21 protein-coding genes are annotated in these 25,942 nt (G+C 37.1%); 13 read left to right on the forward strand and 8 right to left on the reverse strand.

Going from position 1 to position 25,942, the window contains the following annotated elements; genetic code table 11:
* Positions 1–233 precede the first annotated feature (233 nt).
* From FY049_RS05010 to FY049_RS05025, 4 genes are all read left to right on the forward strand, one after another.
* Positions 234–1,880 (forward strand): acyl-CoA synthetase, encoded by a 1,647-nt coding sequence (locus tag FY049_RS05010; protein ID WP_446083279.1) that lies wholly within the window; start codon positions 234–236, stop codon positions 1,878–1,880.
* A 596-nt stretch (positions 1,881–2,476) separates the two neighbouring features.
* Positions 2,477–2,926, forward strand: coding sequence for a hypothetical protein (locus FY049_RS05015; protein ID WP_446083280.1), 450 nt, complete (start codon positions 2,477–2,479; stop codon positions 2,924–2,926).
* A gap of 472 nt (positions 2,927–3,398) precedes the next feature.
* Entirely contained in the window at positions 3,399–5,201 is a 1,803-nt protein-coding gene (locus FY049_RS05020) for an acyl-CoA dehydrogenase C-terminal domain-containing protein (protein WP_446083324.1), read from the forward strand.
* Positions 5,202–5,393: 192 nt separating this feature from the next.
* Positions 5,394–7,175 carry an acyl-CoA dehydrogenase C-terminal domain-containing protein gene (locus FY049_RS05025; protein WP_327858137.1) on the forward strand — a complete coding sequence of 594 codons (1,782 nt, stop codon included), beginning with the start codon at positions 5,394–5,396 and terminating at the stop codon, positions 7,173–7,175.
* Positions 7,176–7,396: 221 nt separating this feature from the next.
* Here the strand turns inward: FY049_RS05025 and FY049_RS05030 are convergent, their stop codons facing one another.
* Entirely contained in the window at positions 7,397–8,023 is a 627-nt protein-coding gene (locus FY049_RS05030) for an FMN-binding negative transcriptional regulator (protein ID WP_419279841.1), read from the reverse strand.
* A gap of 10 nt (positions 8,024–8,033) precedes the next feature.
* Positions 8,034–8,447, reverse strand: a complete 414-nt coding sequence (locus FY049_RS05035; RefSeq protein ID WP_004723094.1) for a hypothetical protein — start codon at positions 8,445–8,447, stop codon at positions 8,034–8,036.
* A gap of 176 nt (positions 8,448–8,623) precedes the next feature.
* Between FY049_RS05035 and FY049_RS05040 the strand changes: the two genes are divergently transcribed.
* Positions 8,624–9,118, forward strand: coding sequence for a phosphate-starvation-inducible protein PsiE (locus tag FY049_RS05040; RefSeq protein WP_004723097.1), 495 nt, complete (start codon positions 8,624–8,626; stop codon positions 9,116–9,118).
* 149 nt (positions 9,119–9,267) lie between these two features.
* Here the strand turns inward: FY049_RS05040 and FY049_RS05045 are convergent, their stop codons facing one another.
* Complete coding sequence (locus tag FY049_RS05045; protein ID WP_224964801.1) at positions 9,268–9,765, reverse strand: RcnB family protein; 498 nt, start codon at positions 9,763–9,765, stop codon at positions 9,268–9,270.
* 169 nt (positions 9,766–9,934) lie between these two features.
* Between FY049_RS05045 and FY049_RS05050 the strand changes: the two genes are divergently transcribed.
* On the forward strand, positions 9,935–10,387 hold the full coding sequence (locus FY049_RS05050) for a hypothetical protein (protein WP_446083281.1): 453 nt from the start codon (positions 9,935–9,937) through the stop codon (positions 10,385–10,387).
* 136 nt (positions 10,388–10,523) lie between these two features.
* Here FY049_RS05050 and FY049_RS05055 read toward each other — a convergent pair whose 3' ends face one another.
* The 3 genes from FY049_RS05055 to znuD all read right to left on the reverse strand — a co-directional run bounded on the left by FY049_RS05055 (position 10,524) and on the right by znuD (position 15,921).
* A complete protein-coding gene (locus FY049_RS05055) occupies positions 10,524–11,918 on the reverse strand; it encodes a tetratricopeptide repeat protein (RefSeq protein ID WP_446083282.1) in 1,395 nt (464 codons plus the stop codon).
* Between the two features lie 89 nt (positions 11,919–12,007).
* Positions 12,008–13,471, reverse strand: a complete 1,464-nt coding sequence (locus FY049_RS05060) for a phospholipase D family protein (protein ID WP_056514925.1) — start codon at positions 13,469–13,471, stop codon at positions 12,008–12,010.
* Positions 13,472–13,821: 350 nt separating this feature from the next.
* Complete coding sequence (gene znuD / locus FY049_RS05065) at positions 13,822–15,921, reverse strand: zinc piracy TonB-dependent receptor ZnuD (RefSeq protein WP_154129561.1); 2,100 nt, start codon at positions 15,919–15,921, stop codon at positions 13,822–13,824.
* A 138-nt stretch (positions 15,922–16,059) separates the two neighbouring features.
* Between znuD and FY049_RS05070 the strand changes: the two genes are divergently transcribed.
* From FY049_RS05070 to FY049_RS05085, 4 genes are all read left to right on the forward strand, one after another.
* Entirely contained in the window at positions 16,060–16,824 is a 765-nt protein-coding gene (locus FY049_RS05070; protein WP_056514931.1) for a DUF4184 family protein, read from the forward strand.
* 190 nt (positions 16,825–17,014) lie between these two features.
* Positions 17,015–18,799, forward strand: a complete 1,785-nt coding sequence (aspS, locus tag FY049_RS05075; protein WP_004819069.1) for an aspartate--tRNA ligase — start codon at positions 17,015–17,017, stop codon at positions 18,797–18,799.
* A 138-nt stretch (positions 18,800–18,937) separates the two neighbouring features.
* Positions 18,938–19,156, forward strand: a complete 219-nt coding sequence (locus FY049_RS05080; RefSeq protein WP_004723114.1) for a hypothetical protein — start codon at positions 18,938–18,940, stop codon at positions 19,154–19,156.
* A 10-nt stretch (positions 19,157–19,166) separates the two neighbouring features.
* Positions 19,167–20,030 (forward strand): lysophospholipid acyltransferase family protein, encoded by an 864-nt coding sequence (locus tag FY049_RS05085; protein ID WP_333664289.1) that lies wholly within the window; start codon positions 19,167–19,169, stop codon positions 20,028–20,030.
* Positions 20,031–20,085: 55 nt separating this feature from the next.
* Here FY049_RS05085 and FY049_RS05090 read toward each other — a convergent pair whose 3' ends face one another.
* A complete protein-coding gene (locus FY049_RS05090) occupies positions 20,086–20,892 on the reverse strand; it encodes a glycosyltransferase family 25 protein (RefSeq protein WP_446083283.1) in 807 nt (268 codons plus the stop codon).
* Positions 20,893–21,034: 142 nt separating this feature from the next.
* Between FY049_RS05090 and FY049_RS05095 the strand changes: the two genes are divergently transcribed.
* Genes FY049_RS05095 through FY049_RS05105 form a run of 3 tightly spaced genes read left to right on the forward strand, consistent with a single transcriptional unit; the run spans position 21,035 to position 24,882 of the window.
* Positions 21,035–21,940: a glycosyltransferase gene (locus tag FY049_RS05095; protein WP_333664287.1), complete on the forward strand. Its 906-nt coding sequence runs from the start codon at positions 21,035–21,037 to the stop codon at positions 21,938–21,940.
* Positions 21,941–21,994: 54 nt separating this feature from the next.
* On the forward strand, positions 21,995–22,912 hold the full coding sequence (locus FY049_RS05100) for a lipopolysaccharide biosynthesis protein (protein WP_416334320.1): 918 nt from the start codon (positions 21,995–21,997) through the stop codon (positions 22,910–22,912).
* Between the two features lie 38 nt (positions 22,913–22,950).
* Positions 22,951–24,882, forward strand: a complete 1,932-nt coding sequence (locus FY049_RS05105) for an acyltransferase family protein (protein ID WP_446083284.1) — start codon at positions 22,951–22,953, stop codon at positions 24,880–24,882.
* 97 nt (positions 24,883–24,979) lie between these two features.
* On the opposite strand, the gene FY049_RS05110 is transcribed toward FY049_RS05105, so the two are convergent.
* The gene (locus tag FY049_RS05110) at positions 24,980–25,891 is read right to left on the reverse strand and encodes a glycosyltransferase family 32 protein (protein ID WP_056514943.1); all 912 of its coding nucleotides are present in this window, start codon (positions 25,889–25,891) and stop codon (positions 24,980–24,982) included.
* Between the last annotated feature and the right edge of the window lie 51 nt (positions 25,892–25,942).

Below are 25,942 nucleotides of genomic sequence, written 5' to 3' on the forward strand. Positions count from 1 at the left end.
ACGTAGTTTTAAATAAGATTCTGCATAAAATCAGGGTTAATACTTATATTAAGCTTACAAAATATTAATTTAATTCAATAAATTAAATATTCCAAAAAATATTTAAATAAGGGTAAAGATGTATAACGATGCATATTTAGCTGGAGTACTCGACTAAAGCCTAAATGAATTCTGACAGGCTTATGCATATCTTTTAAACACGGAAATTAGAACAAATATAGATGGAGCTAAACATGGTCAGTGCCTATGATCAATTACCACGGACCCCTGCAAACTTTGTAGCATTATCACCTTTACGTTATCTAGAGCGTGCAGCCTACATTTATCCAAATCAAGATGCGATTGTACATGGTGCTCGTCATATCTCTTGGCGTGACACCTATACCCGTTGTCGTCAATTTGCCCATCAATTACAAAATCTGGGGATTCAAAAAAACGATACCGTTTCTGTTCTTTTACCCAATATCCCTGCGATGGTCGAAGCGCATTTTGCAGTCCCTATGGCTGGTGCTGTTTTAAATACGCTGAATACTCGTTTAGATGCCAAAACCATTGCGTTTATGTTAGAGCATGCTGAAACCAAAGTACTTTTGGTTGACCCTGAGTTTGCGGCTTTGGCTAAAGAAGCGGTAGCGCTTATTGCTCAAGAGATCTATATCATTGATGTTGCAGATGAGGAATACGAAAACAATGATGCTACAGCACGTATTGGTCAAATTGAATATGAGGAATGGCTAAAAGGTGGCGATGCAGATTTTGAATGGCATTTACCTCAGGATGAATGGGATGCGATTAGTCTAAATTATACCTCTGGCACTACAGGCAATCCGAAAGGCGTGGTTTATCACCATCGTGGTGCTTATATCAATGCAGCCAGTAATATCATCGCCTGTGGCATGACGCCACGTTGTAAATATTTATGGACACTTCCGCTATTCCATTGCAATGGTTGGTGTTTTGCTTGGACTGTTGCAGCCAATGGTGGTACCAATATCTGCTTACGTAAAATTGATCCTGAGTTGGTTTATCAACTTATTGATCAATACAAAGTTGACTATTTCTGTGGTGCACCGATTGTCTTGTCGATGTTGATCAACACTCCAAAAGAACAACAAATTAAATTTAAACATCATGTAGAAGTGATGGTGGCTGGTGCTGCACCGCCTGCGGCAATTATTGAAGGAATGCATCATATCGGTATTCAAGTCAATCATGTCTATGGTCTCACTGAAACTTATGGCCCTTCTGCATTATGTGCATCTCAAGCAGGTTGGAGTGACCTGTCTATTCAAGAGCAAGCACAATTACACTCGCGTCAAGGTGTGCCTTATCCATTACAAGATGGTATGCGTGTGTTGGATGCTGAAACAATGCAACCTGTGCCTAATGACGGCAAGACCATGGGAGAAATTATGTTCCGTGGCAACATTGTCATGAAAGGCTATTTAAAAAATACCAAAGCCACAGAAGAAGCCTTTAAAGGTGGTTGGTTTCATACGGGTGATTTAGCGGTTTGCCAGCCCGATGGTTATGCAAAAATTATGGACCGTTCAAAAGACATCATTATTTCAGGTGGTGAAAATATCTCATCTTTAGAAGTTGAAGAGGTTCTTTATACTCACCCCGCAATTATGACTGCGGCAGTGGTTGCGCAACCCGATCCGCGTTGGCAAGAAGTTCCTTGTGCCTTTATTGAACTTAAACACGGTGCAGAAACCACACCTGAAGAGGTGATTGAATTCTGCAAACAGCATTTGGCACGCTTTAAAGTCCCTAAAAGTGTAGTGATTTGTGAGATTCCAAAAACATCGACAGGTAAATTGCAAAAATTTATCTTACGCGACTGGGCAAAAGAGCGCTCAGTGGGTGAGTTTAATTAGCCTACCCGTTTAAATCATCCAATTTACCTTCCTCTTCCCAGTAAAAATAAACGACTGTTTTTATTCAAAAGGTCATACTGGCGAGTAAGGTAAATTGATGAAAGAGTGAGATAAATTGGTGAAAGAGAGCGGTAAATGGGTGAAAATGGGCTTAAAACTTTAATTTCTCATTTCTCGACTTCATTTTAGAAATTATGCTTTTCTTGTCGCTTATTGATAGCACCATTAAAACTTTTTGATCATTTAAACATAGCAAACGATGAATAGACTTCGTACAGAAATAGAACCCGATTTTGAAACAGTACAACAACTTTATCCAACTGTGCTCGAATTGCTTGCTAATTGCCTAGGGTCTATTGACAATTCGTCTATGTTTGCGACTACGTGTGTTTTTTAGGCGATACTAGGCGCGAAATACGAAATTTAGTTATTCTAAATGAGTAGTTCGTAACGACGTAGCGGCAAAAAACACGCTAGTCCCGAAGGGTTGTGGCTAAAATTATCTCAGCCTTCGTTATGAAACTCGAAAATAGTCTCGCTATTCTCTTCGTTTCCTGCCTTGCCTGCTCAATTTTAACCTACAACGCAAGCCATTTATGAAATGGCAACAGACCCTAAACTATTGCGATGAATTTGGTGATGAAGATTCGCTTGAATATCAAAAACTCAGTGAAAAGCTCACAGAAATTACCAGTAAAGACATTTCTCAATATGATCTTTGGGAGTGGTGGGAAGCCGAAGGCATCGAAAATTTAAGCTTTGATATTTGCCTACCTGAGCCTAAAATCATCCATAATATTTCAAAACAAGAGCTTACTGAAATTGTCCAGCGGATTAAAAGCTCAGATTTTAATACTCAACATGCAAATGAATTCATCAATGCTTTTTACCTCCGCACCATTTTCTCAGGCGGGTATTTCTATAACTTTTTAAAACTCAATTTTAAAGCATTTAAGCATCAATTGTTTCAACGCAATAAAGATCAAACAGGGCGATATTTTGAATACTCGGTAGAAGACATTGTGGATCGGCTTTGGAGCCAATGATTGCTATAAAAAATATCACCATCAACAAAACATGCAATGCGTCTATTGGTTTAAATCATTCAGAGTCATATTGCGTAAAAAAACTAAAAACGTTCTAAATATCTATAGTCTTAACCACACATTCAATCACGCCTCATCCAAGATCATGTCTGCACTTCAATCTTTTCGCTACATTTTAAAAATATAAATGGCATTTCCGTCATATTTTGACTGGCATTTTATTGGACACAAGTTTTTACGATTTTGACTATTTGTATCCTTATTTTTCAATGAAAAGTGTTTACACTCAATGCACTTACAGCTTTCAATCCTTTTTTCTTTGACTTTACAGTCACAGAGAAATAACCATGAAATACTTGTACGTCACTATAAGATGTTGCACGATGTAGCGGAACAAATATGTGTCATAGAAGACACACATCGTATTTATGAAGATTATAAATCTGGTTTAACCAGTATTGAGGAAACCGATATGCCACAATACAAAGCACCCTTACGTGATATGCACTTCGTTTTGCATGAATTATTAAATGCTGAAGAACATTACGCGAAACTCCCTGCATTCCAAGAAACCGTAAGCCGTGAATTGATTGATCAATATTTAGAAGCTGGCGCGGATTTCTGTGAAAATGAATTATCTTCACTTAACCAAATCGGTGACAGTGAAGGCTGTAAATGGAATGATGGTGTAGTGACTACGCCTACAGGCTTTAAAGCAGCCTATGACAAATATGTAGAATTAGGCTTCCCTTCTCTTTCAGTTCCAGAAGAACATGGCGGTCAAGGTTTACCAGGTTCTTTAGCAACTGCTATTTCTGAAATGGTTGGTTCTGCAAACTGGGCGTGGGGTATGTACCCAGGTCTTTCACATGGTGCGGTTCGTACAATTGAGCATCATGGTTCTGCTGAGCAAAAAGCAACATATTTACCTAAACTTGTTTCAGGTGAATGGACTGGTACCATGTGTTTAACAGAATCTCATGCAGGTTCTGACTTAGGCATTATCCGTTCTAAAGCTGAGCCACAAGCAGATGGTAGCTATGCAATTTCTGGCGAGAAAATCTTTATCTCTGCTGGTGAACACGATATGGCGGACAACATCGTTCACATCGTTTTGGCTCGTCTACCAGGCGCACCTAAAGGCACTAAAGGGATCTCGTTATTCATCGTACCTAAGTTCAATGTAAATGCAGATGGCTCTATTGCAGACCGTAATGCAGTACGTTGTGGTTCAATTGAACACAAAATGGGTATCCACGGTAATGCAACTTGTGTGATCAATTTTGATAACGCAAAAGGTTTCTTGATTGGACCTGAAAACCGTGGTTTACATGCAATGTTTACCTTTATGAACACTGCACGTATTGGTACTGCTGTTCAAGGTTTAACAGCATCTGAATCTTCTTTCCAAGGTGCACTTGCATATGCGAAAGACCGTTTGGCAATGCGTTCACTTTCTGGTCCTAAAGCACCAGAGAAAGAAGCTGATCCAATCATTGTTCACCCAGCTGTACGTAACATGTTGATGACACAAAAAGCCTTTGCTGAAGGTGGTCGTGCATTGGTTTACTTCTTATCTCAATATGCAGATATCGTAGAGCAAGGTGTTACTGAAGAAGATCGTAAATTTGCCGACAATATCTTGTCATTATTGACACCGATTGCGAAAGCATTCTTAACTGAAACAGGTTCTGAATCAGCGAAGCATGGTGTACAAGTATTTGGTGGTCACGGCTTTATTTCTGAACACGGTATGGAGCAAATTGTACGTGATACGCGTATCTCTTGCTTATACGAAGGTACAACTGAAATCCAAGCACTTGATTTGTTAGGTCGTAAAGTATTGGGTACGCAAGGTGCAATGTTGAAAGACTTCACCAAGATCATCCATAAATTTGCAGAAGCAAACAAAGACAATGCTGACCTGAAAGAATTTGTTGAACCACTTGCTGCTCTTAACAAAGAGTGGGGTGATTTAACCATGCAAATCGGTATGAAAGCTATGCAAAATCCAGATGAAGTAGGCGCAGCTGCGGTTGACTACCTATACTTCTCTGGTTATGTAACGCTTGCATTCTTATGGGCTCGTATGGCGCTTGTTGCTCAACAAAAACTTGCTGAAGGCTCTACTGAAACTGGCTTCTATAATGCAAAAATTAAGACTGCTCGTTTCTACTTCAAGAAAATCTTACCACGCGTTCGTTCACATGTTGACGTGATCGCGGGTGGCTTAGATCCATTGATGTCATTAGATGCTGAAGACTTTGCATTCTAAGTAGAATGCCGAGCTAGGTATTTAGAAAACTGTACTCAAGAGTGCAGAAATAGAGAAAGGACGGTCATAGCTTTGGCAGTCCTTTTTCTTTATAAATAGAGCGTTATTTACTTAGACCATCTAACAACATACAAGCTTGTTGGTTAAACTGATCTAAGTCTACAGATTCAAACAATAAACAGGTGAACGAACATGCCAATTTATAATGCGCCACTTGCAGATATGAAATTCATTCTGAATGACGTTTTCAATGCAGAGAAATTCTGGCAAGCCAACGAAAAGCTTGCACATGTTGATGCGGCAACGGCTGAAGCAATTTTAGAAGAAATGGCTAAATTTGCACAAAATGTTACGCTTCCTTTAAACCGTACAGGTGATGAAGAAGGCGCTCATTATGAAAATGGCAAAGTCACGACACCTGCTGGTTTTAAAGAAGCATTCCAACAATACGCTGAAGGCGGTTGGATTGGCCTAGGTGCTGATGAGGAATGGGGCGGTCAGGCAATGCCAAAAATGCTGACCGTACTTGCAGATGAAATGTTATTTGCAACTAACCCATCATTCATGCTCTACCCGCTTCTCTCTGTCGGTGCTGGAATGGCTTTAAACAGCTATGCATCGCAAGAACAGAAAGAAACCTATTTACCTAAAATCTATTCAGGTGAATGGTCTGGTACGATGTGTTTAACTGAACCTCATGCAGGTACAGATTTAGGGATTATCAAAACTAAAGCTGAACCTAATCAAGATGGTACGTATAACATTACTGGTACTAAAATCTTTATTACTGGTGGTGATCACGATCTTGCTGACAACATCATTCACCTTGTTTTAGCAAAAACACCTGATGCACCTGCGGGTTCACGTGGTATCTCACTCTTTATCGTGCCTAAATTCCTCGTCAATGCTGATGGTTCATTGGGCGAACGTAATACAGCTGGTCCCGGTTCAATTGAACACAAAATGGGGATCAAAGCGTCTGCAACATGTGTCATGAACTTTGATGCAGCCAAAGGTTTCCTTGTTGGTAAAGAAAATGAAGGGCTTGCAGCAATGTTCGTGATGATGAATTACGAACGCTTGTCTATGGGTATTCAAGGCCTAGGCGCTTCTGAATATGCATACCAAAATGCAGCACAATATGCGACTGATCGTGTACAAGGCCGTAGCGCGACAGGTGTTAAATCTCCAAACAAACCTGCTGACAGCATCCTTGTACATGGTGATGTACGTCGTATGTTACTCAATGCACGTGCCAACAATGAAGCTTCTCGTGCATTTGCAGTCTATGTTGGTCAACAACTCGACATTACTAAATTTTCAACTGATCCTGAAGCTGTAGCGAAGGCAAATAATCGTGTTGCATTATTAACGCCAATTGCCAAAGCCTATTTAACAGACACTGCGTTTAATGCCGCAATCGATGCGCAAATGGTGTTTGGTGGTCATGGCTATATTCGTGAATGGGGCATGGAACAATGTGTGCGTGACTTACGTATCGCGCAAATCTATGAAGGCACCAACGGCGTTCAGTCACAAGATTTAATTGGTCGTAAAACAATTAAATGTAATGGTGAATTCATTGCTGAATATATTGAAGAGATCCGTGATTTTGCCAATGGTCTAGATACCGACTTAAACTTCATTAAAGATGCGACTTTAGATATCGCAACTGAAGTAGATATGATTACGCAGCATATTTTAGAACGTGCAAAAGAAAATGCTGATTTCGCAAATGCTGCGGCAGTAGAGTATCTGCATGTCGTTGGCTTATTAAGTTTCTCTTATATGTTTGCTCGTATTGCCAATGCTGCAAAAAATAAGCAAGGTCAATTCTACCAAGACAAACTTGCATTGACTCATTACTTCATCCAACGCCTCTTGCCTGATTTAAATGCACGTGTTGCTAAAATCAAAGCAGGTGCAGAAGTTATTATGAATTTCAGCGAAGATTATTTTACTAATCAGGCTTAATTTCATCATCAATTGAAATAAGACATAAAACGCCCGATGATTCGGGCGTTTTTTTATTTACAACTGATGCTTTTTTTAGAACACCTACTGATCTATATCTCTTGAATGTCATAAAGCCGTTAGGTTTGCTTTTCTATGCATCTTAAAATCAAGGATGGTGCAATTATATCGTGTGGCTATAAAAGTTGATCGCAATATAAATCAAGTTACATCAGAAAATCTTACTTTGGATAAAACTTCCGAATCGATTCAGCCATCTCTGGAGATTGGTTTTGTAAAGCATTTGCCGCACTTGCCGCATCGATCTGAGAACGGTTTTGACTCACTTTAAACTTAGCCATCACTGATTCGATCTCTATTTCGATAGCCACAATTTCCTGTAATAAAGCAGCGATATAATCATTGGGCGCATCCCCCATTTTCCAAGGTACCGCCTGTGGTGCTTCATGCTGACGAGTCAATCGCGCCAAAATACCCCGCAAATATTTTTCATCATCTATTTTTCGAATTGTTCCCTTCACATGCACAACACGATAATTCCATGTCGGTACTTCCCGATGATGCTCAAATTTCCCTGGATACCAATTCGGTGAAATATAACTTTGCTCAGCATGGAAAATCACATAAGCCGATCGAACCTGTTCTAACAAGGTAAATAAAGGGTTGGCTTTGGCGATATGTCCACGTAACAATCCAGTCTTGCCAGCTGACCGATCCAGTTCAAAAGGAATATGGTTCGCTTCAATTTCACCGTCATAAGTAACCATCAAACTTCCCAATGGATTTTTTTCAATTAAATCGAAAAGTTCAGGGAGATTCTCTTGTTTAAAATGAGTAGGAAGATACATGTTTTATTTCCTAATACTCTTTCGAGCCATCTGGACTAGTTTTAAATATTTCAGGTAATTCAGCATCTTCAGTAAAAGCTTCACCTTTAAAAATATTAACCACTTCAATTTTCCCTATAATTTGCTGATTAAACTCGTCTAGTCGCTCAGCTGGAATCCATAACTCCTGACAAAAATCATCACCAACCGTATGTATTTCAAACTGAGCCAGATACTCATCATTCAGTTCAAACCGTGTGACATAGCCAATATAACCACTTGCTTGATCTTTGGTATTCCAATCTAAAGCAATTTTTTCAGCATACTTCTGATTTAAAACAGGATAGAAAATAGGTTGCCAATACAATCTTGGTGGGAAATTTTTAAAGCCACTCTTTGCAATCAATTGATATTCAAAAAGCCCAATTGGTCGGTACAAATACATTGTTATTCCTTTAATTGTATTGAAAATAATCTATCTATAGACTAATCAGATGAAATGATCAATTTCTTAATGAAATAGTTGTTATTTATTCGCCATAAACATTTTACTTCACTTTTCATGTGCATGAAATTTGCATAGTGTTTAATCATAGATAGTACGCACAAATGGAGGATGTTATGAATAAAGATCCACGTATAGAAAAAATAGAAAACCTCCTCGATAAATTGGGCAATATTGCAGTAGAAGCATTTCATTATATTGCGCTGTTTATCATTGGCTGTATGATCGCTTGGTCAGCGGTACATACAATTATTGAAATTTTAACCGTGAAACAATACGCCAGCATTGACGATATTTTATTGTTATTCATCTATTTGGAATTAGGTGCAATGGTAGGGATTTATTTTAAGACCAACCACATGCCTGTACGTTTCTTAATTTATATCGCAATCACCGCACTCACGCGATTACTAATTTCAGATATTCAGCATGACCATAAAGCAGATATGGATTTAGTGATTATTACGGGATCGGTTTTAATTTTAGCCATTGCAATTTTGATCGTGAGATATGCATCTTGGACATATCCTTCTGTCATTCGTGATAAACATACTGAAAAATCATTACCTCATGGCAAAACACCACGACCAGAAGACGATGAACTGGCTTAGTCTCTTGTCTTGATTCATACGCTTGCCCCTCTCCCTAAGCAAAATCAAAGTATTACTGTATTGATGCGTAAGACATAGAGGAGAAGGGACTTTTTTTAAATGTGTTGAAAATTTGATGCATTGCTATTGATGACGTTTTTAAATCACGTTCAGCGATCATTGGGTACTTGTAAATAACGACCATTTTGGAAAATCCAATGCATGCCAACCTGTGGGTCAGGTAATCCATAACGGCGCCAATCACTAATTAAGGTATATTGTGAGCTTTCTATATGCCCCCCCTCACCATTTACATAACCATAACTGCTACCTGAATACTCCGTCCGTGTTGGAAACTGATGATTATAAATAATCGTCACACCATTTTGTGGTGGGTAACTCGGGTATGGGCCATTTGGATGCGGATAGGGGCGACTTGGATAGCTTGGGTATGTCGGATAAGGATGCTGGTATTGAGGTCGAACAGGAATCTCCTGTGACATTTGGCGACCATATTGATCTGTATACTTATAGGTCGTTGTCGGATATTTCTTTTGAGGCCGCTCAACACTGCGATAATTCGCCCAATCTTTAGCATCTGCCCATGTCATTGTTGAAGTCACTGAAAGCATCAACATCAAGACACTTAAACTGAGTATCTGTTTCATTTCAACCTCCAAACTTGAACGTATACACAACAGCTTAATCCATCATTCAAGATAAATAATGGATGAATTATAGTCAAAATTTAATCTTCTTTAGTGTTTATACATCAACTTGGGTAAATTCTGACATCAATCTGATAAAATATAATTTTAATCTGATGAGTGCTGTATTGTGGCTGAACTGAGCTTTGACCGTTTACATCAATTTTTTTGCAAAATCCCAAGTGTGCAAGAGGCATTTATTGATAGCTATGGTTCAGATGGCAAACAAGCATGGTGGTTTAAATTTCAAATCAATATTGACCATCCGTTAGCATGGCAAACTGTGCAAGAACTGGGTCACGTTCTAAATTATATTTCTAAAAATGAACGTCTTCCGACTCAGTTTTTACCTGTTTCTCCTCCTCCGTATATGAATGGTGAAGCGAAACAATTTTTAGCTTGGGTGATTCAATGTAACCATGCAGATTTTTCACCCGATGTGGTGTGTGACTGGTTAGAGGCACATTTACCAAAACCTGTAGATGATGAAAGCAAATGGAAAATCAAAACTGATTTACATGAGTTAGATCATATTTCAAATAAAGATTTGGATGAGTTAGTGCCACCAAATCCAAAAAAATAAATAGAAAGCACCGGCTAAGAACTCATTTCAATTCGTTAACCTCCCCCCTTCGCAACTACAAACATAACTTACTTACTTTGAAGGGGGGAGGTTTTAAAAATGCTTAATTGATCAGCATTAACGTTAAGAACTGAGTTTATCTTTTTCGGTTCTTAGATTCAGTTTCAGTACGCTCAGCATCATTATTGATGCTTTCAATCAAGCCACCTAAATTATTGTTGAACTGGGCTCGCATTTGAATATATGTTTTTAGGTTTCTCGCTTTGATCGGATCTTTAGTTGTACCCTTACCTGTTTGATAAGCTTCTAGGGCTTTACTCTGTGTATCTTCTTCAGATGATCCATTTTCATAAGCCAAAACAGCCCAACGATAATCTTCTGGGTCATTTTCGATGCGTGCCAAATTATCCATTGCATTGACAGACCCTAGTTGAGCAGCTTGTTTAAAATATTTTTGCGCAAGTGCTTCATCATAGTCTTCATTTTCCTCGTTATAGTAACAAACACCGAGATAATTTATTGCATCAGGATCGTTTTGAGCCGCAGCTTTTTTTAAATAAATTAAACCTTTGTTAATATCTATTTGTTTTTCATCATCTGTCCATAAATAATCAGATCCAAGTTCTGTTAATGCGACATGATTATTTAATTGCGCAGCTTTTAGATACAAATTCTGCTTATCTTTATCAGCATCTTTTTTTAATGCAAGCATCAAGTACGCATCACTCGCGCCTTGAGACGCTTGTTTTTGATAATGTGTTAAAACTGCATTTTCAAGCAGTTTAATATCCTTCTCTGATAAATATGAGTCAGCAGCATAATTTTCAAGTAATTTTATTTTTGCTCCAATATCACCTTGATTAGAAAGTTTCTGAAGCATTTGAAAATGAGCTAAATCACTGTCTTTATGGTCCTTTTCATACGCAGCTTTCGTCTTGGCACCTATTTTTTTTAGAATATCTTCTGAGCAATTTTGGATACTATACCCCGCCCTTAATAAATCCCCCTGCTGTACTGCTTTATATAACCATTTACACTGTTCATCACTGTAATCATCATTCCCATTGTCTAATGCAAGCACGAATGTACGTATGGCTTCAACATCACCTTGTTCAGCAAGTTTTAAAATTTGTGGACGAATTTTTATTAGTTTTTGCCTGATACCATTAGAAATACCAAAACCTTCAGTTATACTCGCTTCTAAATCTAATGATAAATATGCGTCAAAATTACCACGTTGAGCAGCTTCCAAACGCAGCTGTTTATATAAATGACTATTTTCAGGTAAAAAACGATAATCTGCTGAATTAGAATAATATTTTGAAAGTAGAAAATAAGCCTCTGCATCACCTTGATCTGCAGCTTGTCTGAATAATTGAATGGCTTTGTCAATATTGATTAAGACCGTTGGACTACCTGTTTGCAATGTTTTTGCTTGAACTACTAAAGCATTCTCTGCAAAACTAAGTGGTGAAATAAACAGACTCAGTGTAAGTAATGATTTTAAAAATGATGTTTGTAATGTTTTCATTTAAAGCTCAGCTTTGTTATTAAAAAATCTACCAAGCTTTAAATTATGTACCGAAATCTCTTCATTTCGATACATATTTTTTGAATAAATCAAAACGTCGACAAACCACTCCATTCCATAAAACGGTAAACCCCGTATTTAAGTTTTGATTCATCAGCGTATTTGCTGTAATCCACACTCATTTGACGACCATTTAAGTTTGACCAAGCCGTATTAAAATACTGTTCAGCATCGATAAAAACTTGCTGTTGCGGATTGCCAACCACCCGTAAATCAGTTTCCAAATTATAATTTTTTAAATTACGTGCGGTAAAATTGGCTGAACCTAAAATCATTTCCGCAGATTGCGCATTATGCTTTACGATCATCTTACTGTGGCATTGCTCACCTTGAGTATTACACCAACGCACATCAATTCCTGCTTCATTTAACTCTGAAGCCACTTGACGGTTTGGGATACCATTTTTTTGACGACCAAATGCATCTTTATTCGGGTCAAGCAAAATACGTAATTTCACTCCACGTTGCTTGGCAGCAACTAAACTTTTAACAATTTGGCGCTCTGACAAATAGAACATAGCTAAATCAATTTGATCATTGGCTTTTGCTGACGCCAACATGTTTAAGACCGCATCATAAATTGCTTTTTCAGTCAGTACTTGAACCTGAGGATCATTTGGATTTTCAGGTAGTTTGCCAAATGCAACAAAAGGCGTATCACCTCCCGACATATGTGCGACGGTTTGCTCAGTATTTAAAATATCTGTCGCAGTTGCACCATCAACCATTAATGCAATATTGGAGTGACGTGAGCTACCATCATGAGGATTGGCAGATGTGACGATGGTTTTCCAACCTTCTGCGGTATCAACCACGATGGTTTTACGATGATTGGCTTTAAAATTAAATAAATTTAAATAACTGCGGACTGTAATTTTTTCTTCGCCAAATGGATTATTCAGCCAGCCTTTATTTGGGTTATTGCCAATATCCTGACAGCATAAATACCATATCCCAGACCAAATAGGATTAGATGCGCGGAGTGGTGTTAAATTCGTTTCAATCACGTCAATACCACCTAAACGTAATTGACGATATTGTTCAGGCTGAATTCCACCATAAACAGAATTGATTGGATCGGTAATAAACTTAATTTCTAAGCTTGGGTTTACAATTTTTTCATTAATCAAGGCTTGGGTTAATTGCTTGGTTAATTCTCGTTGCTGAACTTTAGAATCGCCGACTTCACTATTAAATAGAAACATATCGATCACAATGGTGGTCTTGGCTTGCTTAATCAGCTGTAACACCTGATCAAAGATATGTTGATCAAGTTGCTGCTTCCCTTGCGCATCAATATAGGTTTCATCGGCAATAAATTTTACATTGGCGTGACGCAATGGTCCGGTAAAATTCAGCCCTTTAGGAAGCGGTTTATAAACATGATAAATCGCAGATGAGAAATATCCTAAGGCCAATATGCCGATAATAATGCCGAAATAGCGACGTTTTGACCAATTCAGTTTGTTTTGAATTTTATTGAAGATACGCATAAGAAAAGACCTAGACCAATTTAGGGTCTGTCAACATTTCATATATAACTTGCGTTGTCGGCTAAAATTGAGCAAACGAGGCATGAAATGAAGAGAATAGCGAGACTATTTTCAAGTTTCATAACGATGTTTGAGATAATTTTAACCACAACCCTTGAGGGACTAGAGTGTTTTTTGATGCTACATCGTTATGACCTACTCATTTAGATCACTAAATTTCATAGTTCATGCCTTGTACCTTCTAAAAAACACTCGTTGTCGCAAATACAGATGAATTATTGGCAGACCCTTAAAGCCTAGGTCGAATTCCTTTATTTTTCAATAACGATTTGGTGAATGATTGCAAATAATTAGAACTTATAGTCCATACCTATGACAAAGTTACGTCCAATTTGTGGAATATTCGATAAGAAAGAAGTGTGTTCATAAATCTTCTCGTCCAACAGGTTGTTAGCTTTAAAGAATACTTTCGCTTCTTGTTTGTTGGCCAAAGGATATTGATAAGCAACACCTAGGTTCACCATGTTATAACCTTTGGTTTCTTGTTCATAAGACGCAAATTTATCTTGATTAAACACATGTGAATATTCTGCTGAACCAGACCAACGCTCATCAAACTCAGCATTTACACGAGCGCCTAAACGACCAGCAGGAACACGCGGTGCATTTTCATCTTCAATTTTACCGCGTACATAGTCGCCAAACAGACTGGTTTTATACACATCATTCCACTGATAAGCGACTTCACCTTCTGTCCCATAGAACTTGGCTTTATCTTGACTATATTTGATCAGACGGAAGTTTTCGTATTGATCCAAAGTTTTGGCATAAATGTAGTTATCAAACCAATTTTGATAGACATGTACATGATAGCTCAACTTGTCATTATCATAATGCAGGCCTAATTCCACATTATTTGACTTCTCTTTATTTAAATCTTGATTGCCCAACTCATAAGTGTTGGTCGCATAATGCTTTCCATCAGCATAAAGTTCTTGTGCTAAAGGCAATCGTTCTTGATGAGAACCCGTTAAAGAGAGCGTGTAATTTGGTGCAAATGCCCAATTCACAGCACCAGAATATGAGAATGCATTGCCATCAAAGTCTTTTTGATCTGAGTCGACATCCACTGTTTGATGATCAAAACGAGTCCCTAATTCCACATGAAAATCACCAAATTGGCGATGCTCTAAGCCAAATACACTATACTTTTGGGTTTTATTTGGTGCAAGAACCGCTTCTTCACCTGTGATATCTAATTTTTGCTGGCTGGCTTGGACACCCCACACGCCTTCCCAAGCAGCAATCGGATTGTGTAACAACTCAACACGACCTTCATAACCTTTGCTCTTGAAGGTTGTCATTGCTGTACTTCCTTCAATTTCATCATGTTGATAGTCGGTATAACTTGCTTGTGCACGAAGTTTTTTAAAGCCTGCAAAAGGTTCATTGAGCTCAGAACGGAAATCATAACGTTCTGTTTTCATATCAATCCATGGCCCAGCTTCAGCGTGATCATGGTCTTCTTCACCATGATCATGGTCATGACCCGCATGGTCGTCATCATCGTGCCCACCACAATGAAGTGATAAGCCATGTAAATGGCATGACTCATATTCATGGCTATGCCCAGGTAAACCGTATTGATCTTGGCGATTGCTATAAGACACGCCAGCAAAACCACGCTCGCCGATCCAAGATAAGCCAACATTTACATTTTCAGACTCTGAAAATGTATTGCCAACTCGACGCTCTTTCGTACTATGAGCATGATCACCATGCTCTTCTGTTACGATATAGTTCGGGGTAATGTAATCATTGGCGTCACGTTTTAAGCCTTCTACACGTAATGCAACATTTGAACCTAATCCAACAGTCACCCCAGCATGTGCCATTTTTTCGTCGTTGCCTGTGTTATAACGCAGACCAACATTGCCTTCATAACCATTTTCAGGCATTGCTGTCGGAATCTTGCTGTCAACCACATTGACTAAACCACCCACAGACCCAGCCCCATATAATAATGTTGATGGTCCACGAATGACTTCAATTTTTTGCGCAAGTTGCGGATCTACAGTGACGGCATGATCTGGTGACAAACTTGAAACATCCATTGTCTCTGTTGCATTCTGAGTCACTTTAACCCGTGCACCCTCTTGCCCACGAATTACAGGCCGACTAGAACCCGCCCCAAAGGTATTGGAATAGACCCCTAATTCATCTTTGAGTGCTTCACCTAAAGTCGTGCCCGCCTGTTGTAGTTTTTCACGTGAAACAGTTTCATCTGCAACGCCAAAATCTTGACTTGAACGGACCAAGGGATGTCCAACAACGGTAATGGTTTCTAATTGTTGTGGATTTTTTTCAGTATTGGTTTGATCTTCAGCCCAAATAGAAGTTGAAATAACTGCAGAAATGGAAAGTGTTAGGGCACTTTTGGTAAAGGACATGCGATTGCTCTCAAAGCTCAATATTCTTGAATTATGTTATATTATAACATTTCAATATTTTTGCAATAAAAAACATTCGTCCTTTAGCTTTTTATATAGAATCAGATCAAAACCATTGCTTAACTTTTTAATATTCTAATGCCCTTTACACTTTCACATGCTGTTTTAGCACCACCTTTGTCGAAACTTTCAGGGAATCGTTTGCCGATTGCAGCACTCGCGATTGGCACAATGACACCAGATTTGTATAGAGTGTTGGTTAAAACTGAAATTTATTTAAATCATCAGTTTAAAGGAATCATCTATCCAGATTTATTGGTGGGATTACTGTTCTGCTTACTTTGGTATAGCTTATATCGCCCATTATTATTTAAGTTTTTAGGCGTTCAAAAACCATTAAACATCGCTTCGTTTTCAACTTTTTTTAAATTCCTAATTTGGATGATACTGGCGATTATCTTAGGTACAGCAACCCATATTATTTGGGATGGTTTAACCCATTTAGATTTTCGAACTTTCGCTTTTAAAGAATTTTTAGCCCAACCTGTCAGTTTGTTTGATCGTATTTATCCGATGCATAAAGTCCTACAAATCGGCTGTTCTGCTGCGGCTTTACCGTTTTTAATGTGGATGGGTTTGCATTACTTTTTTAAATATAGCGTCAGTCAAATACGAAATCCTAAAGTAAATTTTTTCTGTATAAGTTTATTTGTAACTGCGTTTTTTAGTGGCTGTTTGTATTATGTTTATATTGCCAAAAGTACAGGCTTCGTTCCACAGGATACTGATTTATATGTATTGATTGGCTTCTTTATGAAATTTTTCACCCAAGGTTCCGCCCTTTGTTTCACTTTAGGTTGTCTATTGTTTCATTATTTAAATTATAAAAAATATTTTGAATGATGCTCTATTTGCCGATTGAGTCACTGAAACTTTCTTGAAATCAGCTTAAATTTATTCGGCAACAAGCTAGTTTTTGCCCCAAGTCCTTGTGACTCACCGCTCAAAGAGGCATAATCTCACATTACATTTTTAGGCGATGCGCTGTTTACGTACTCGCTTCCTTAACCCATATAGTTGGATTTTTAACGCTATGATGCGAACTCATTATTGCGGTTCTTTAACCGAAGCTCAAATTGACCAGACTGTAACACTTTGCGGCTGGGTACATCGTCGCCGTGACCACGGTGGGGTGATTTTCCTTGATATGCGTGATCGTGATGGTCTCGTTCAAGTCGTCATCGATCCAGATACCCCAGAAGCATTTGCAACTGCGGATAAAGCACGTTCAGAATATGTATTAAAAATTGTAGGACGTGTACGTCGTCGCTATGAAGGCACCGAAAATGCCAATATGGTGAGTGGTCAAATCGAAGTTTTAGGTAAAGAAATCGAAGTTCTTGCTGCATCTGAAACTCCACCATTCCCATTGAATGATGAAAATGCCAATATTTCTGAAGAAATCCGTCTGAAATATCGTTTCCTCGATATTCGTCGTCCAGAAATGATTGATCGCTTACGTTTCCGTTCTAAAGTAACGACGTTAATTCGTAACTACTTAGATGAACATGGCTTCTTGGATGTTGAAACACCAATCTTGACACGTGCAACACCTGAAGGTGCGCGTGACTATTTAGTACCTAGCCGTGTTTCAAATGGTAGCTTTTATGCGCTTCCGCAATCACCACAATTGTTTAAACAATTGTTGATGGTTGGTGGTGTAGACCGTTATTACCAAATCGCAAAATGTTTCCGTGATGAAGATTTACGTGCAGATCGTCAACCAGAATTTACTCAAATCGACATCGAAACATCGTTCTTAAACGATGACGACATTATGGATTTGATGGAAGGCATGACCGTTAAGATGTTCAATGAACTTCTTGGCGTGAAATTTGACAAATTCCAACGCATGACTTATGCAGATGCTATGCGTGATTATGCATCTGACAAACCAGACTTACGTATTCCTTTGAAACTTGTAGACGTTGCGGACATGATGCAAGACGTTGAGTTCAAAGTATTCGCAGGTCCAGCAAAAGATCCTAAAGGTCGTATTGTTGCACTTCGTGTACCTGGTGCAGGCTCATTGCCACGTAGTCAAATCGATGAATACACTAAATTTGTTGGAATTTATGGTGCGAAAGGCTTGGCTTATATTAAAGTCAACGAACTGGAAAAAGGTATTGAAGGTCTTCAATCACCGATCGTTAAATTCATCGAACCAATCGTGCTTGATTTGTTAAAGCGTGTTGGTGCTGAAAACGGTGACATCGTATTCTTTGGTGCTGATAAAGCCAAAGTTGTAAATGATGCTATGGGTGCTTTACGTATCAAGATCGGCCATGACATGAACATGTCAACAACCGAGTGGGCGCCACTTTGGGTCGTTGACTTCCCAATGTTCGAAGAAACTGATGATGGGAAATGGACATCTGTTCACCACCCATTCACACTTCCAAAATCAAGCGTTGAAGAAGTGAAAAGTAATCCTGGTGCAGCACTTTCTGTTGCTTACGATATGGTATTGAATGGTACTGAAATCGGTGGTGGTTCATTGCGTATCTACACTTTAGAAATGCAAAAAGCCATTTTTGAAGCTTTAGGTATTGGCGAAGAAGAAGCTGAAGAAAAATTCAGTTTCTTATTAAATGCTTTAAAATTCGGTGCACCTCCTCATGGTGGTTTAGCATTCGGTTTAGACCGTTTAGTGATGTTGATGACAGGTTCATCGTCTATCCGTGATGTGATTGCTTTCCCGAAAACTAAAACTGCTGAGTGTCCATTAACTCAAGCACCTGCGCCAGTTGAGCCAAATCAATTGCGTGACTTGGGTATTCGTTTACGCGAAAAACCAAAAGCTGAAGAAGCTAAATAATTTTTAGTTGTTTCATCGAAAACCCTGCTTTATGCAGGGTTTTCTATTTTTCATATGCATTTTATTTCGATAGGTTCTAATTGAGATAAGTTCTCATAAATGGCATACTATCGCTGTTAACTTTTGAGGTGAAAACCTATGGCTATGCGACCTAATGTACTTCGTCATACAATTATTATCATTGTATTTTCAGTGGTTCAATGGGGATTTATGCGTTATATCCTAAGCCATCAGTTGTTTAATTTAGATACTTATCAACGTATTCTATATTTCAGCATGAGCAGTTTTATTGCTGGTTTCTTTATTATTTCAGCACTGATTTATTTGGTGTTGAAAGGCAATGCTGATCGCGACTAATATTAATTAAATGTATAAGCTACTTAAAACTTTCTCTCGATTACCTCTAGGGATGATACAAAGTATTGCTAGAGGTGTCGGGAATTTATTGTTTATCAGTAATTCTTCAGCAAAACGCACCACTGCATTGAATTTAACTGCGGCATATCCTGAGCTTAATGAACAACAACGCAATCAACTGATTAAGGCCAGTTTAAAAAGCCAATGTATGACTTATGCAGAGTCAATTAAAATTTGGGGATCTTCTCCAGAATTCGCCTTAGCACAAATTAAACAGGTTTATAATGCTGAGATTTTTCTCAATGCCTTGAAAAATCCCAATGGCTGTATTGGTGTGGTACCCCATTTTGGGGCATGGGAGCTCATGAATGCGTGGATCAACCAACATACTCATCCCGTTATCATGTATAAGCCAAGTAGAGATAAAGACTTAGATCGATTTATGTTAGAGTCTCGCCAACGCTTAAATGCAACATTGGTACCCACTGATGATACTGGTGTACGCGCCTTATTTAAACATTTAAAACAAGGTGGATTTACTGCCATCCTTCCCGACCATATCCCCAAAGAGTCTGGCGGTATTTATTCTGAGTTTTATGGGCAAAAAGTATTTTCATCAACTTTACTTTCAAAGCTTGCTGCAAAAACCCAATGTTCCGTCGTGGGTTTAACTTGTGTTCGTCGCCTTGATTTCTCTGGTTTTGATTTACATTTTACTGCACTATCGCAAGATATTAATTCTAAAGATTTACAGCTTTCTGTCGATACCTTGAATAAAGAAATGGAGCGCATGATTAATATCGCTCCTGAACAGTATTTATGGGGCTATAAACGATTTAGGAAGTTAGAAGGAGGCAGGAATTTGTATAAATAAGCAAATTCCTACCCACCAAGCAACACTTCAAAATACATATCTAAAACATTAATTTTCAACGAAATTTTATTTTCACAGTCCGAACACCTTGTCTAAATTTTGCCAGCTTAATCATCATTTTTTGAATTTGTCTAACAATTCGTGAACATTCTTTTTTCAATTTAGCACTAAATTTCAATTTTTCCTTTTTCAAATACTTCCCTTTTCTAATATTTCTAACTTCTTCCAAGGCACTTGGGAACTGTGTATTACCATTCGTCAATATCATATCCTGAATACACAATGCGGGACTAAGCTGATACACTTCTAGCTCTGGGCACTCTCTAAACAAAAAATGATCCACAGGGATTAATACTTTCGATTCAACAATAAAATTCAGCAATTTTTTTGCCACATCTTGCGATATGATATAGCCGCCACATCCCATATGCGCTTCACGTAATAACAATAGTTTACGGGCATCGGGAGCCGAAAGATTATGTTGTTTTAACGCTACACCAATTTTTTTATAAAAGACTTCTAACTTGATCACTGAACATTCTTTTGGAATCCATACATCATCCAATAAAAAATCTTTTGCATGATCACCTAAATAGATATCATCTTCAAATATTGCAATATAATCGAGTTGCTCATCTATTGCTTTTTTCCACAACAGCATATGGCTCAACAAGCAACCGACTTCATTTTGGTGTAAAGCTGTTGTATACCCGACCAGACCAAGTTGAGAGGTCGCGATATCTATATTCGCAGGCGTAATCGCATCAAAAAATTCAAAATCTACTTCTTGTTTTGCAAATTCAGCAACAATATGCTTACGGCGCTCTTGAGCAGTTGATAAACTAATGACAAATTTTTTCATAAAAACTCTTACAACAATTACTTATAAATTTAATTTTGAGATCGGCTCCACGATAAAGATTAATGTTCATTTAAATTAATCGCATTTAGCGATATACTATATGGCACCACTCTAATAAATGTGATTTTAGGGGCTATAAATAATGATTAGTGAAAACATTAAAATTTTTGTAGGTTGCGATCCAAATAACTGTGACCTTGAACAACTTATGGTATTAGAACATAGTGTTCGTAAACATACACAGCATAATGTTGAATTTATTTGGATGCAACTTAGTCATGACATAAATAGTCCGTGGTATAGCGATCAAGAAGTAGGTAAGGGATGGTCTACAGAAAAATGGGCAACACCTTTTTCTGGTTTCCGTTGGGCAATACCTGAGTTATGTGATTTCACAGGTCGTGCAATTTATATGGATGCAGACGTGGTGGTGCTCTGTGATATTGCAGAACTTTGGTCACACCCTATGAATAATGATGCAATCGTTATCGCAAAAGGCGGAAAAAGTACAGCGCGTTTATGTACTTGTGTATGGGATTGTGAGAAAGCCAAACAATACCTCCCACCACTTGATGAAATTCGTACCAATCCAGACAGTCATAAAAATTTAATGCGCCTTATCAAAGACAAGCCTCAATTGGTTGAAACTTATCAAGATTCTTATAATAATATTGATGGTGAAGACTTAGCGATCGAACAAATCAAAGTATTACATTATTCAGACATGGGAACTCAATTTAGTCATAAATATGCAATTCCACGTCTTGCCGAAGTGAATCAAAAACATTGGTTTGACGGCAAAATAATGCCGCATCCTCGCCAAGATTTGGTTGAGTTATTTGATCAATATTATGCAGAAGCACTAGAGCTTGGTTATAAACCTGAAAATTATTTAATTGAACCTTTTGGAACTTTTTCAAAAGCAACTCAAATTAACTACCAAGGGAATAAAGTGACTCGCCCAGATCAAGAAACCAATTGGTTGAGCAAGCAAATCCGAAAAATTAAAGCTAAATTTAAAAAGCCTACATTTACTTTAGATGGATAAATTGTCGGATAGACAATTTATCCATCTTCACTCATTTTCTCATTACGACCCTATATGAACCATAAAACACCAAAATCGATTCAATTATTTTTTTCAAATTTTGTTTTAAGAAATATCTATAAATTTATTTATAAACATAGCCATCCTAAAACACATCGACATAATCGCAAATACTGGCCTTATTATTCTGTCAAAAGAAATGAACTTGGTGGAATTGATCAGGTGTATTTTCGTAAGAAACTCATTGCTGACAATTCAGTTATGCCAACACGCACTTGTAAAAAAAGCATGCTGGTTGCAACTGGTCCTTCCGTTCAGAAATGCCCAGAAGATGTTTTTAAAAGACAAGATATAGATTATATTGGAATTAATGGTTCAATATCATTGGACTACGTTCATTTTAAATATTATGTCATTATTGACTTCAATTTTACTAAAAATCGTTTTGACTTAGTGCTTAAAGTACTCCAAAGCCAATGTACTTTTTTCACCACCCATCGCTGTCTTGACATAATTCTAAGAAGAATCAGTCCTGACCAGATTAAATGTCAGATCAAAATTATTGAAACGATTACTGAAGGAATCGTTGAGCGATTTTTAGGTCCACGTATCGCCATTGATCCCCATCAAGACTATTTTTATTTAGAGGGTGGTAAAGGGTTTTCCTTGCATATTCGCGACTCCATTTTTGATTATTTCACAGTGTCCTATGTCGCTTTACAAATTATTTACTCTCTGTCTTATAAAGAAATTTATTTAGCAGGTTTAGATATGAATAACTTTAATCAGCCACGTTTTTATGAAAAAAGTAGCAACAAGCAACCGACGATGCTCGACCAATATTTAACTGAAATATTTCCAGCATTTGAGGCCGCCTCTCACTTTTTAAACAAGCAGAATATTAAAGTTTACAATCTTTCACTGAAAAGTGCGATAGAGTCTTTTGAGAAATTAGATCCAAAGCTTTTATAACGCTTTGGATGCACCTTAGCTCTTAATTTGTTTTCAATATGCAAACCAAAAATTTTCGTGATGATATCAACGGGCTTCGCGCCTATGCTGTAATACTTGTTGTTCTGTTCCATTTCGGTGTTTCAGGATTCTCTGCTGGATTCTTAGGCGTCGATGTTTTCTTTGTCATTTCTGGTTATCTAATGACCAAGATTATTATTGAGAACCTTGAAAAAAATAGCTTTTCTTTTATAAATTTTTATTTAGCACGAATCACACGAATTTTTCCTGCACTTTTCTTTGTCGTCTTGATCATGACAATTTGTGGATGGTTTTTTTTCATCCCAGAAGACTTTAAGTTATTTGCTAAAGATGCAAAATATAGTCTCAGTTTTTTATCCAATGACTTATATTATCGTCAAGCAGGTGATTATTTTGCTGTAAGCTCTCATGATAAAGCCTTACTCCATACTTGGTCTTTATCCGTAGAATGGCAATTTTATATATTATTTCCTATTCTTGTTTATTTATATTTTAAAATTATTCAAAATAAAAAATTCTTAGGGATATTTTTAATCTTATTATGCATTTCATCTTTAAGCTTTTCGATTTATATCTCATCTAAAGACTCCATCTATGCTTTTTTTAAGCTCACCTCTCGTGCTTGGGAGTTGCTTGCTGGTGGCTTGGCTTACTACTATTTTAGAACCTATACACCAACCCAACCGATAAAGCATTGTCTTGAAATTATTGGTTTTTCAAGCATTGCACTAAGTTTAGTTCTGTTTGGTCAAGATACAATATGGCCAAGCTATAATGCACTAGTTCCTGTGATTGGAACGATGCTTATTCTTATTGCCAACCAACAAAATTCAATCTTTACCAAATTTAAATTTATTCAAAATATAGGCAGTGCTTCGTACTCCATTTATTTATGGCATTGGCCTGTTGCATTCTTACTCGGATATTTTTTCTTTGAAAAAAATTTAGTCAATATTAGTTTAGCAATTCTAATTTCTTTTATTTTAGGTTGGTTAAGCTATAAATATATTGAAAGCTCAAGAAAATATTTAGTCAATATAAAGGTATATTACTGTTATTTACTATTCTTTATCATTCTTATCTCTTCATCTATGCTCTATTCATATATCAATAAGGATGGTTTAAAGAATCGTGCGGATTCACTGTATTTACAACACAATGAAAAGCTAGAAATGCCAAAAGTTTCCAATGGCTGGTGTTTTTATAACATTAAAGATGATCATAGTCTTAAGGTAGGCCAACAAGGACTTGAATGTCATATCGGATCGAAGCAAGCTGATGCTCAACCTGTGCTTTTATTTGGGGATTCTTTTGCTGGCCATAATATTCCCTTCTGGCATTACTTGGGGAAAGAACTCAACTTAAATATCCACGCAATTACTACTAATTGGTGTTATCCAAGTACAGATAAACAATTTACCGGGGATAAAAACTCTACTGCCTACCAGCAATGCATGTTGAACAGAGACTATTTAAAAAACAATATAAATCAATACAATGCATTAATTTTTTCAGGTCGCTGGTCTGATATTGTACAACAGCATCAAGAACAGAGCTTTGAGAATTTGCTAAAACTCGCCAATCAATCTCATAAGAAAGTTATTGTGATGTCTGAACCTTATGCTTTTGATGCAAACATTAGCATTTTATACAAACGATCATTGTGGTTACATCGAAATTTCAATCTAAATAGTTATTTCGATAATGTAAAAGCTAAACAGCAAAAAACCGCATCGCAACTCATTACAGACATGACTCAACGCTATCCAAATACATTATTGCTCACACAAGCTGATTTGTTTAAACCAAATCATATGGCAAAAGAAAGTATTCCCTATTCTTTGGATGGTCGCCATTTATCTGTTTTTGGTTCATTGTCTTCTGAAGAGTACTTTACCCAACAGGCTAAATATAAAGTACTTAAACAGTTTTTATCTAAGCCGGAATAGTTAATTTTTATATTGGGAAAATTCTAGTCTAACTAAGCTTTGATTTCCTAGATGAGATCAAAGCTTAGTTTTCAACATGATTAAATAAACTTTAAAGTTAAAAATCAATAAATGAGCCTTTAAAATACATTCCTTTATCATAATATTGACATAAATAATTACGCTCTTTCCCCGCAAGTTTTATTAACTTAGGATATTCTTCAGCTGGATAATTAATTGCCATATCAATCAAAATCTTTTCTTTTACCCAGCGATTTTTCACTTGGTAGTAAAATGCATTTTCATCGCAATCAATCAAAGTAATACTTGGAAAAGATCGTCTTAGTACTTTTTGACATGCAACATAGGCGACTAAATATTCCAAATTACTAATTCTTTGAAAAAAATCTTTGCTATTTTTTTCTGTATTTCGAATATTTTGTACATAGCTTTTAGGTGTTTGCTGAATTGCTAAATATAATTCATCATACCAATGTTTAAAGAAAACATTATTTTTAACACTTGCCAATAACCAATTTTCCAATACAGGATAATCGATATTTGTGGTATTTTTTTTACGATAATAAGAAAAACATTCTGTCTGATTTTTTTGCATCAGTTCAGGAATCCAGTCCAAATTATCATAAACAATAATACTGGCATCCAACCAAATCCCACCGTGCTGGTATAATAGATCAAATCTGAGTAAATCAGCCTTTTGTTGAGGTGTTGCATCCTTCAATAAGGAGAAATCAATATCGCTGTACTCACTTACATTTTCTGGATTAAGTACATATACATGATAAGACGGGTTTTTTTCTCGAATATTTTGAACACACTTCTCTACAAACTCAGGAAAATTACCTTCCCAATATATCCATATTTTTTTTGGCAGTTCGATAGAGCTAGCAACAGGATTAAAAACCAGTTGTCCTGCATAGTTATCAATTTTTTTATTGGTATGTCTAATTTTGTAATAGTACATCATATGAAATTTAGCTAAATAAAATAGTTTTTTAAAAATTTTCATATAATAAATCCACAACGTTTACCTAAAGCAATCCCAATAAAAATACATTTT

It is taken from the genome of Acinetobacter sp. 1125_18A, from assembly GCF_052824985.1.

Bases quoted from the DNA above. Each gene is read 5' to 3' on its own strand.
- FY049_RS05010 (WP_446083279.1), top strand. From the start codon at position 234: ATGGTCAGTGCCTATGATCAATTACCACGGACCCCTGCAAACTTTGTA.
- FY049_RS05015 (WP_446083280.1), top strand. From the start codon at position 2,477: ATGAAATGGCAACAGACCCTAAACTATTGCGATGAATTTGGTGATGAA.
- FY049_RS05020 (WP_446083324.1), top strand. From the start codon at position 3,399: ATGCCACAATACAAAGCACCCTTACGTGATATGCACTTCGTTTTGCAT.
- FY049_RS05025 (WP_327858137.1), top strand. From the start codon at position 5,394: ATGCCAATTTATAATGCGCCACTTGCAGATATGAAATTCATTCTGAAT.
- FY049_RS05030 (WP_419279841.1), bottom strand. From the start codon at position 8,023: ATGTATCTTCCTACTCATTTTAAACAAGAGAATCTCCCTGAACTTTTC.
- FY049_RS05035 (WP_004723094.1), bottom strand. From the start codon at position 8,447: ATGTATTTGTACCGACCAATTGGGCTTTTTGAATATCAATTGATTGCA.
- FY049_RS05040 (WP_004723097.1), top strand. From the start codon at position 8,624: ATGAATAAAGATCCACGTATAGAAAAAATAGAAAACCTCCTCGATAAA.
- FY049_RS05045 (WP_224964801.1), bottom strand. From the start codon at position 9,765: ATGAAACAGATACTCAGTTTAAGTGTCTTGATGTTGATGCTTTCAGTG.
- FY049_RS05055 (WP_446083282.1), bottom strand. From the start codon at position 11,918: ATGAAAACATTACAAACATCATTTTTAAAATCATTACTTACACTGAGT.
- FY049_RS05060 (WP_056514925.1), bottom strand. From the start codon at position 13,471: ATGCGTATCTTCAATAAAATTCAAAACAAACTGAATTGGTCAAAACGT.
- znuD (WP_154129561.1), bottom strand. From the start codon at position 15,921: ATGTCCTTTACCAAAAGTGCCCTAACACTTTCCATTTCTGCAGTTATT.
- FY049_RS05070 (WP_056514931.1), top strand. From the start codon at position 16,060: ATGCCCTTTACACTTTCACATGCTGTTTTAGCACCACCTTTGTCGAAA.
- aspS (WP_004819069.1), top strand. From the start codon at position 17,015: ATGATGCGAACTCATTATTGCGGTTCTTTAACCGAAGCTCAAATTGAC.
- FY049_RS05080 (WP_004723114.1), top strand. From the start codon at position 18,938: ATGGCTATGCGACCTAATGTACTTCGTCATACAATTATTATCATTGTA.
- FY049_RS05085 (WP_333664289.1), top strand. From the start codon at position 19,167: ATGTATAAGCTACTTAAAACTTTCTCTCGATTACCTCTAGGGATGATA.
- FY049_RS05090 (WP_446083283.1), bottom strand. From the start codon at position 20,892: ATGAAAAAATTTGTCATTAGTTTATCAACTGCTCAAGAGCGCCGTAAG.
- FY049_RS05095 (WP_333664287.1), top strand. From the start codon at position 21,035: ATGATTAGTGAAAACATTAAAATTTTTGTAGGTTGCGATCCAAATAAC.
- FY049_RS05100 (WP_416334320.1), top strand. From the start codon at position 21,995: ATGAACCATAAAACACCAAAATCGATTCAATTATTTTTTTCAAATTTT.
- FY049_RS05105 (WP_446083284.1), top strand. From the start codon at position 22,951: ATGCAAACCAAAAATTTTCGTGATGATATCAACGGGCTTCGCGCCTAT.
- FY049_RS05110 (WP_056514943.1), bottom strand. From the start codon at position 25,891: ATGAAAATTTTTAAAAAACTATTTTATTTAGCTAAATTTCATATGATG.